Source organism: Acinetobacter sp. YH12134 (assembly GCF_013418555.1).
Taxonomy (GTDB): domain Bacteria; phylum Pseudomonadota; class Gammaproteobacteria; order Pseudomonadales; family Moraxellaceae; genus Acinetobacter; species Acinetobacter indicus.
The window spans coordinates 133,283-142,885 of sequence record NZ_VPBT01000006.1; the positions used below are offsets into that span (position 1 = coordinate 133,283).

The 9,603-nt window shown below is 44.0% G+C and carries 6 protein-coding genes and 1 pseudogene; 2 read left to right on the top strand and 5 right to left on the bottom strand.

Annotated features, from left to right (window positions below; translation table 11 throughout):
- Nucleotides 1–13: 13 nt before the first annotated feature.
- The 5 genes from FTU69_RS06340 to sdhC all read right to left on the bottom strand — a co-directional run bounded on the left by FTU69_RS06340 (nt 14) and on the right by sdhC (nt 7,056).
- Nucleotides 14–2,839: a 2-oxoglutarate dehydrogenase E1 component gene (locus FTU69_RS06340; RefSeq protein ID WP_180103627.1), complete on the bottom strand. Its 2,826-nt coding sequence runs from the start codon at nt 2,837–2,839 to the stop codon at nt 14–16.
- 817 nt (nt 2,840–3,656) lie between these two features.
- On the bottom strand, nt 3,657–4,367 hold the full coding sequence (locus tag FTU69_RS06345; RefSeq protein WP_005176256.1) for a succinate dehydrogenase iron-sulfur subunit: 711 nt from the start codon (nt 4,365–4,367) through the stop codon (nt 3,657–3,659).
- Nucleotides 4,368–4,381: 14 nt separating this feature from the next.
- Nucleotides 4,382–6,280, bottom strand: a complete 1,899-nt coding sequence (locus FTU69_RS06350) for an FAD-binding protein (RefSeq protein ID WP_005176254.1) — start codon at nt 6,278–6,280, stop codon at nt 4,382–4,384.
- 12 nt (nt 6,281–6,292) lie between these two features.
- Nucleotides 6,293–6,658, bottom strand: coding sequence for a succinate dehydrogenase, hydrophobic membrane anchor protein (gene sdhD, locus FTU69_RS06355; protein ID WP_005176252.1), 366 nt, complete (start codon nt 6,656–6,658; stop codon nt 6,293–6,295).
- Entirely contained in the window at nt 6,658–7,056 is a 399-nt protein-coding gene (gene sdhC / locus FTU69_RS06360) for a succinate dehydrogenase, cytochrome b556 subunit (protein ID WP_005176242.1), read from the bottom strand. The genes sdhD and sdhC overlap by 1 nt, the downstream gene beginning before the upstream one ends.
- Nucleotides 7,057–8,076: 1,020 nt before the next feature.
- Between sdhC and gltA the strand changes: the two genes are divergently transcribed.
- Both gltA and FTU69_RS14695 read left to right on the top strand, forming a co-directional pair.
- Nucleotides 8,077–9,351, top strand: a complete 1,275-nt coding sequence (gene gltA / locus FTU69_RS06365; RefSeq protein WP_005176240.1) for a citrate synthase — start codon at nt 8,077–8,079, stop codon at nt 9,349–9,351.
- Nucleotides 9,352–9,513: 162 nt separating this feature from the next.
- Nucleotides 9,514–9,603 (top strand): annotated as a pseudogene (locus FTU69_RS14695) (transposase); the annotation flags it as partial.

Sequence of the window (9,603 nt, forward strand, 5' to 3'; positions counted from 1 at the left end):
TTCGAATCTCCTGTTATTCAGCTACGATCGCAAGCGCGTCATTGATGAGCTGAGCTTGTTGTTTTGCATGCAAATATGGTGAACCACACGCTGGAGCGGCAGAAGCCTCACGACCAGCAAAGCTGATACGAACCTGTTTACCAGCTTTCATCACGTCATCATATAGACGCGGCGCGATGAACAACCAAGCACCTTGGTTCTTCGGTTCTTCCTGAGTCCAAACCAGTTCTTTCACGTTTGGATAAGCTTCAAGAATTTCCGCAATGCGTTGTTCTGGGTATGGATACAACTGTTCAATACGAACAATTGCCGTGTTGTTCAATTCTTTTTCACGACGTTTTTCAAGCAGGTCGTAATACACTTTACCACCACAAAGTACCAGACGGGTCACGTCGGCCTTGTTGATGTTGCTGTCGATTTCGTCAATCACGGTCTGGAAGGTACCAGTTGCTAGCTCATCAAGAGATGAAGTTGCCAGCTTGTGACGCAGCAATGATTTCGGTGACATCACAATCATTGGCTTACGGATTGGACGAATTGCCTGACGACGTAAAGCGTGGAAAATCTGTGCTGGTGTAGTCGGGGTAATCACTTGCATGTTGTCTTCAGCACACAGCTGTAAGAAACGTTCTAAACGTGCAGATGAGTGTTCCGGACCTTGACCTTCAAAGCCGTGTGGCAGCAACATGGTTAAACCACATACACGTTCCCACTTGGTTTCACCAGAGGCGATGAACTGGTCAATCACCACTTGCGCACAGTTAGCGAAGTCACCAAATTGTGCTTCCCAAATGATCAGACCGTGTGGAATCGTGGTCGCATAACCATATTCAAATGCCAGTACCGCCATTTCAGACAATAGCGAGTCATATAAAGCAAAACGCGGCTGGTTTTCTTTCACATGGCACAATGGAATATAAGTTTCGCCATCAACCTGGTTATGCAGTTTGGCATGACGGTGCGAGAAGGTACCACGACCTACGTCTTCACCAGTAATACGTACCAAGTACCCCTGATCCAGCAGTGTTGCATAGGCTAGAGTTTCAGCAGCACCCCAGTTCAGCGGCATTTCGCCGGTCTGCATTTTCAGACGTTCGTCAATCACTTTAGACACCTGACGCTGCATCACGAAACCTTCTGGAAGTTTACGCATGCCTTCACCAAGCTCTTTTAAGCGCTCAGCCGGGAAAGTGGTATCCCATTCGTCAGTGTATTCATGGCCCAGGTACGGCGTCCAGTCCACAAACATTTTCTTGTTCGGTTCAAGAACCAGCGCATTGGCAACGTGATTACCTGCTTCAAGATCGGCACGGTAGTCTTCAACCATTTGGTCTGCAGCAGCGCGATCTAATACGCCCTGTTGTACTAGTTGGTCTGCATACAAAGTACGTGTAGTGGCTTTCTTGTTGATCACCTGATACATCAGTGGCTGGGTTGCAGATGGCTCATCCGCTTCGTTGTGACCACGACGACGGTAACAGAACAGGTCAATCACTACGTCTTTACGGAAAGTATGACGGAAGTCGTGTGCCAATTGCGTTACGAAGATTACCGCTTCAGGATCATCAGCATTCACGTGGAATACTGGCGCCTGAACCATTTTCGCGATGTCGGTACAGTATTCTGTAGAACGCGCATCACGTGGATCAGAGGTAGTGAAACCAACCTGGTTGTTAATTACGATGTGCACAGTACCACCCACGGTATAACCGCGTGTTTGTGACATCTGGAAAGTTTCCTGGTTCACGCCCTGACCTGCAAATGCAGCATCACCGTGTACGATTAATGGCAATACGTCATCACCACCAATGTCTTTACGACGTACTTGACGGGCACGTACCGAACCTTCAACCACAGGTCCAACAATTTCAAGGTGCGACGGGTTAAACGCCAATGCCAAGTGAACTTCGCCACCTGGGGTCATTACGTTAGATGAGAAACCTTGGTGGTACTTAACGTCACCCGAACCTTTCTTGTGTAAAGATTTACCTTCGAACTCGCCAAACAGGTCAGCCGGGTTTTTACCCATGATGTTAACCAGCAAGTTCAGACGGCCACGGTGTGGCATACCAATCACGACTTCTTTACAACCAACCGCACCGGCCCGTTGAATTAGTTCGTTAACCATTGGAATGAAAGATTCACCACCTTCCACACCAAAGCGTTTTGCACCAACGTATTTATTACCTAAATATTTTTCCAGACCTTCAGCGGCAGTTAAACGCTCAAGGAAGTGTTTTTTCTGTTCTGCATTGAAGCCATACTGACCACGAGCACTTTCAAGGCGCTGTTGAATCCAGCGTTTCTCTTTGGTGTCAACAATGTGCATGTACTCTGCACCAATTGAACCGCAGTAAGTTGCTTCCATCGCTTCAACCATTTCGCCCAGCGTGGTATCTGTTTTACCAATCGCCAGGTTGCCTGTGTTGAATACGGTATCTAAATCAGATTTGGTTAAACCGTGCGCAGCAAGATCAAGATCTGGCACTTCTTCGCGTTTTGCCAAACCTAGCGGATCTAATTTTGCTTTTTGGTGACCACGATTACGATACGCTGCGATCAGTTGCAGGACGCCTATTTGACGACGTTCATGCTCAGAGCTTACCGCGCTTTGAGCCACAGACTGAATACGATTTGAGTTGCGACCCAATAAAAGGAATTGCTCACGTACATTGCTATGAGGTTGATCACCTTTTGGGAATTTATCGAAGTACACTCTCCAGTCTTCACCAACTGACTCTGGAGACGTTAAATACTGCTCATAAAGTTCTTCAATATACGCTGCACTATCAGCGGAAAGTTCAGTGTCAAGACGCAGAGCGTCAGCAACTTCTTGCATTTGTGGACCCATTTCCTATTGCAAAAACATTTTTCAGGATGCTTTTTAAGCAAAACCCATGATTGATAATGTCAAATTGGTAACATGACATTCGTCCCCATTCGACAACTGTCATGAGGCGTTATCACTACATTAGGACTACCCAATGTGAATAATGAATCATAACGCCCTGATTGGCATCATCACTCATTTTATACTCGGCCAAAACCGAGCAATTTTTTTGCAAATCGACTTAGAAAAATTAATTCGGCAAATTAGCTTTTCTAAATAGGTTTACTCTAATTTCTGGCTTTCTACATCTCTTTAAATGTTGAAAAAATGTACATAAATTCAACCTCAATTTTTAAATATAGAAGTTTATTAATCGTAACATGATCTCCAACTCTCAATTGATTTTTTTGACGTATACCTCCTATAAATTGGCGAAATACAAGAAACATATTTTGCTCTAACATATGGTGCTTTATTTAATAATTAGAAGCAATTAAGACCAAAGTCCAACGGCTTCTTTATTCCATAAAACAAAAGAGAGCACATCTTTCAATCTGCCCTCTTCAACTTGCGTTATATAATAACATCTTGCACCACTTTTTGCAGTCTCATGCCCCATTTCTGGGCGTATTAAAACAAAATACCATCACTCTATTACACTTTTGTAGAGGATTGATTTAAAACTATTCACCTGCACTTTTCATACCCAGTTTGTATGCAGCAATGCATCTCATCAGACCAACCCCACTCAAGTGTTCAATAAAGCAGCATAAAAAAAGCACATCCGGAGATGTGCTTTTTTGAGTTCACCAAACTGGCGTTCAGATTAACCTGCAGTATCCAGAAGCATGTTACGGATGTGACCGATTGCTTTGGTTGGGTTCAGACCTTTCGGACAAACTGACACACAGTTCATGATGCCTTTACAACGGAACAGCGAGAACGGGTCGTCAAGACGCGCCAGACGCTCTTGAGTTGCAGTATCACGTGAATCGATGATGAAGCGGTAAGCATTCAACAGCGCTGAAGGACCCAGGAATTTGTCCGGGTTCCACCAGAATGATGGGCATGAAGTTGAACAGCATGCACATAAAATACATTCATACAGGCCATCCAGGTGCTCACGGTCTTCCTGAGACTGTAAACGCTCTTTTGGTGGCGCAGGCTGGTTGTTGATCAAGAATGGCTGAATCTTGTTGTACTGGTCGTAGAACTGATTCATATCAACAACTAGGTCTTTGATCACTGGCAGACCTGGTAATGGACGAATGGTGATTTCATTTGGTAAATCGTTCAGGTTCCAAAGACACGCCAAACCGTTTTTACCATTGATGTTTACACCATCAGAACCACAAATACCTTCGCGGCAAGAACGACGGAACGTTAAAGTTTCGTCTTGTACTTTCAACGCCAAAAGTGCGTCAAGCAACATACGATGCTTATCAGTCAATTCCAGCTTGAATGTTTGCATGTACGGTGCTTTATCCTTATCAGGATCATAGCGGTAGATATGAAATGTACGAGTACCTCTACTCATCTTGTTTCTCCTGATTAGAATGTACGTGGTTTAGGTGGAATAGCTGCAACAGAAAGCGGCTTGTAACGTACTGGTTTGTACTCAAGACGGTTGTCTGCAGAGAACCACAGAGTGTGCTTCATCCACTCATCATCACGACGACCATAAGAATAAGTCGGGTGATCTGGTGGTAATTCAAAGTCTACAACAGTGTGCGCACCACGACACTCTTTACGCGCAGCAGCAGAAATCAAGGTTGCTTTTGCGACTTCGTATAGGTTTTCAACTTCTAATGCTTCTACACGTGCAGTGTTAAAGACTTTAGATTTGTCTTTCAGGTGGATATTGCGAACACGTGGTTCAAGCGCAAGAATCTGTTTCACACCTTCTTCAAGCAATGCTGAAGTACGGAATACACCTGCGTGATCCTGAACGATGTTACGAATTGCATCCGCAACTTCTTGAGCGTTTTCACCTGAAGTTGATTCGTCAAGTTTACGAATACGGTTCAGCGTGTTTTCAAGTACAGTTGTAGGTAGTGGTTCGTACTCGCCATCGTGCTGTTTAGTTACATACTCAATGATATGTTGACCAGCCGCTTTACCAAATACCACCAGGTCAAGCAGTGAGTTAGTACCTAAACGGTTTGCACCGTGTACAGATACACATGAACATTCACCAATTGCATAGAAACCTTTTACAGGTTTCGCAAAGTCACGGCCTTCTGCATTTGTAGAATATGTGTCAGTGTCTTTGTCGTAGTTGGCAACCAGTGGAGTCGTTTCACGAGATTCTGGAACAACAACCTGACCATGAATGTTGGTCGGAATACCACCCATTTGGTAATGGATTGTTGGTACAACCGGAATTGGCTCTTTAGTACAGTCAACGTTCGCGAATTTCTTGCCAATCTCGAATACAGATGGCAGACGTTTCATGATCGTGTCAGCACCCAGGTGCGTCATATCCAGCAAGATGTAGTCTTTGTTCGGACCACAACCACGGCCTTCTTTAATTTCCTGGTCCATAGAACGTGATACGAAGTCACGTGGCGCCAAGTCTTTTAAAGTTGGAGCATAACGTTCCATGAACGGTTCGCCAGAATCGTTACGAAGGATACCACCCTCACCACGACAGCCTTCCGTTAACAATACGCCTGCGCCCGCAACACCTGTTGGGTGGAATTGCCAGAATTCCATATCCTGTAATGGAATACCTGCACGAGCAGCCATACCAAGACCGTCACCCGTGTTGATATACGCGTTAGTAGAGGCGCGGTAAACACGACCTGCACCACCAGTAGCGAATAGCGTCGCTTTAGCTTGGAATACCGCAATTTTACCTGTTTCCTGGTCAATTGCAGTTACACCCAGTACGTCGCCTGCTTCGTTACGGATTAAGTCAAGTGCAATCCATTCAACGAAAAATTGAGTCCCCATTTTCACGTTGCTTTGATAAAGCGTGTGAAGCAGCGCGTGGCCTGTACGGTCAGCAGCAGCACATGCACGTGGCACAGCTTTTTCACCGTAGTTTGCAGAGTGACCACCGAATGGACGCTGGTAAATTGTACCGTCTGCGTTACGGTCAAATGGCATACCCAAGTGTTCTAATTCATAAACCACTTGTGGCGCTTCACGCGTCATGAATTCGATCGCGTCTTGGTCGCCTAACCAGTCAGAACCTTTAACCGTGTCATAGAAGTGGTAGTGCCAGTTATCTTCTTGCATGTTACCAAGAGATGCACCAATACCACCTTGCGCCGCAACCGTGTGCGAACGTGTTGGGAATACTTTGGTCAGTACTGCAACTTTCAAACCCGCTTGAGCAAGTTGGTAAGATGCACGCATACCTGAACCACCACCACCAACGATGACTGCGTCAAAAAATTGGTGTGGAATGTTTGAATAATCTTCTTTAGGGTTAATCGCGCCCATGATATCTTCCTATCAATTCGCCCAGAAAATCTGGATTGCCCAGATTGCATATGCAAAAACAGCAATAATCACTGCTGAAGTCAGCACTAGGCGTAAACCTGAAGCTGAAGGACCCATCTGACGAGTAGTCACGTAATCTGTGAATACCTGCCACATACCAATCCATGCGTGTGCAACAAGAGATAAGACTGCCAATAAAGATAAAATCTTCATTGGTAATGTCATCATAAAGCCGTACCACTGTTCAAAGTTAAATCCGCCATTCAGCAGAATCCAACCAAATACCACAACGGTATAAACAGCAAGAACAACAGCACTTACGCGTTGGATAAACCAGTCGCGAGAACCTGAACCCGTTAAACCTGTAGCACTTTTCATTAGAGAACAATCCATACAAAGGCTGCGAGAATACCAATCGCAGACAAGACTAATGCGATAGTAGCTGCAACACGACCACTTTGCAGTTCCTCTGCAACACCAAGGTCAGCAAGTAAATGCTTGACACCAGCGATGAAGTGATAGATTAATCCGGCTACAAATACCCATACGATAAAGCGGACAAAGAAACCGTTAAAGATTTCCTGTACTTCTGCAAAACCTTCTGGCGAAGACAAAGACTTGTCTAATAACCAAAGAAGTACCGGTACGAGTAAAAATACGATGACACCTGAAAGACGGTGTAAAATTGATGCAATAGCCACAGGTGATTTTAAGTTTACTGATAAAACTTGACCCATGGACAAATTGACAGGTCTGTTGCTTTTCACAGCGGGCATCCTGTAAGTAAAAACTCCATCCGGAGTTTGTTGGAATTAATTCGAAGGAAAGCTGGCATTGCTAGGCATTCGAATGCCTATATTCAAAACGACACTGAATTATAAAACGTCAACTATTAAAATACAAACAACCGCACTGGGCTTTTTGAACAAAAAACCCTTAAATAAGAATCATTAACAAATAGGTAATTTATGAAACACATCAACCGGATACATCTTTAAGGCATCATCTCACTGTTTTTTATTAATTTATTTTATATTTCTGCTATTGGTTTTAGCTATAATTGCAATTTTCACCGGACTGAAATATTTAGACTAAAGCAGCACAGTAAATGTCTAGACACTATATTGTTGAATCTTTTCACTTTATCTTTGGGTGCCTGAATATTTTTTCCTTGAATATTTGCTATCAGGCAAACAACATGAAATATTTTCAGCGCCCTGCCCGTGCTTCCCGCTTCAGGCCGGCATTTGGATTTTGAGTCTTGCAAAAGCTGACAGATTGCTCTGACTTTACTTGCAATTTCAGCGCATCAGAACAAGTTAACTGGCTGAATGGCTGATTTAATCAGCTATTTTTTAACCAGTTAAACCTAAAAAAATGACAGACTTAGCGCTTTTATTTATGAATAACAAAGCAGCAGCAGAACCGGCAAAGCCCAGCTAAGTTATGAAAAACAGATACATTTCGGAAAGCTTAAAATTCCAGCAGCCTGGCTTTTCAAGAGCTTTTAACGCTAAAAAATTGCTTACAATTAAAGCATTCCTATTATTTTTTTCTGCACCTGTCCGGGAATTTGACTTATTATAGCGCGTCGGTGCTGTGATTTTACTCAGTTTTTCATACGAATATTTTTTGACTAAGCTGCTGTGTCAGCGTCACTTTTTATCCATAAGTATAATTGACAAAATTTCAGTACACACTAATCTTATAGCAAATTTTCGATCCGTCTGATTCGCGCATTAAAAGATTGATACTACGAGTCAGATCAACATTCACCAGGACAGGAGATCTATTGAATGTCTGAAGCAACTGGCAAGAAAGCCGTTTTACAGCTTGATGGCAAAGAAATTGAATTACCAATTTACAGCGGCACATTGGGCCCAGATGTAATTGACGTTAAGGATGTGTTGGCTGCAGGTCACTTTACTTTTGATCCTGGTTTTATGGCGACAGCTTCTTGTGAATCTAAGATCACATTCATTGACGGTAACAAAGGTGTTCTGTTACACCGCGGTTACCCGATTGATCAATTGGCGACTAAAGCTGATTACCTGGAAACTTGCTACCTGTTATTAAACGGCGAGCTTCCAACAGCTGAGCAAAAAGAAGAATTTGACGCGAAAGTTCGTAACCACACCATGGTTCACGACCAAGTTAGCCGCTTCTATAACGGTTTCCGTCGTGATGCGCATCCTATGGCGATCATGGTTGGTGTTGTGGGTGCATTATCTGCGTTCTATCACAACAACCTGGACATCGAAGATGTTAACCACCGTGAAATCACTGCGATCCGTTTAATCGCGAAGATTCCTACTTTAGCGGCTTGGAGCTACAAGTACACTGTGGGTCAACCATTCGTTTACCCACGTAACGACTTAAGCTACGCTGAAAACTTCCTGTACATGATGTTTGCTACGCCTGCAGACCGTGACTACAAAGTGAACCCGATTCTTGCCAAAGCAATGGACCGTATCTTCACTCTTCACGCTGACCACGAGCAAAACGCGTCTACGTCTACAGTACGTTTAGCGGGTTCTACCGGTGCTAACCCTTATGCTTGTATCGCTGCGGGTATCTCTGCACTTTGGGGTCCTGCGCACGGTGGTGCGAACGAAGCAGTTCTTAAGATGCTGGATGAAATCGGCACTGTAGAAAACGTTGCTGGCTTCATGGAAAAAGTGAAGACTAAAGAAGTTAAACTGATGGGCTTCGGTCACCGTGTTTACAAAAACTTCGACCCACGCGCGAAAGTAATGAAAGAGACTTGCGACGAAGTTCTTGGTGCATTAGGTATCAACGATCCACAATTAGCGTTAGCAATGGAACTTGAGCGTATCGCGCTTTCTGACGAATACTTCATCAAGCGTAACCTGTATCCAAACGTAGACTTCTACTCTGGTATCATCCTGAAAGCGATTGGTATTCCGACAGAAATGTTTACTGTGATCTTCGCGCTTGCACGTACAGTTGGTTGGATCAGCCACTGGTTAGAAATGCACAGCGGTCCTTACAAGATCGGTCGTCCTCGTCAGCTTTACACTGGCGAAGTTCAACGCGACATCAACCGTTAATCCGGTTCGCGTTCAACGACGAAAAAACCACCCGTTTGGGTGGTTTTTTTATGGACATTCAAACTAAATGCGCGTTTCGACCAGACCGAGGCAACGCCAATATTCAGCGCAAAAGTACGTTAAGCTATAGTCAAATCAGTATAAAACCAATACAATGGTGTAATGAGTTATTCAGAACATTTTAGACGTAAAATTTTAGCTAAGCTTGAGGAAGGTTATTCTATTCGAGCGGTAGCTGCACAATTTGAAATT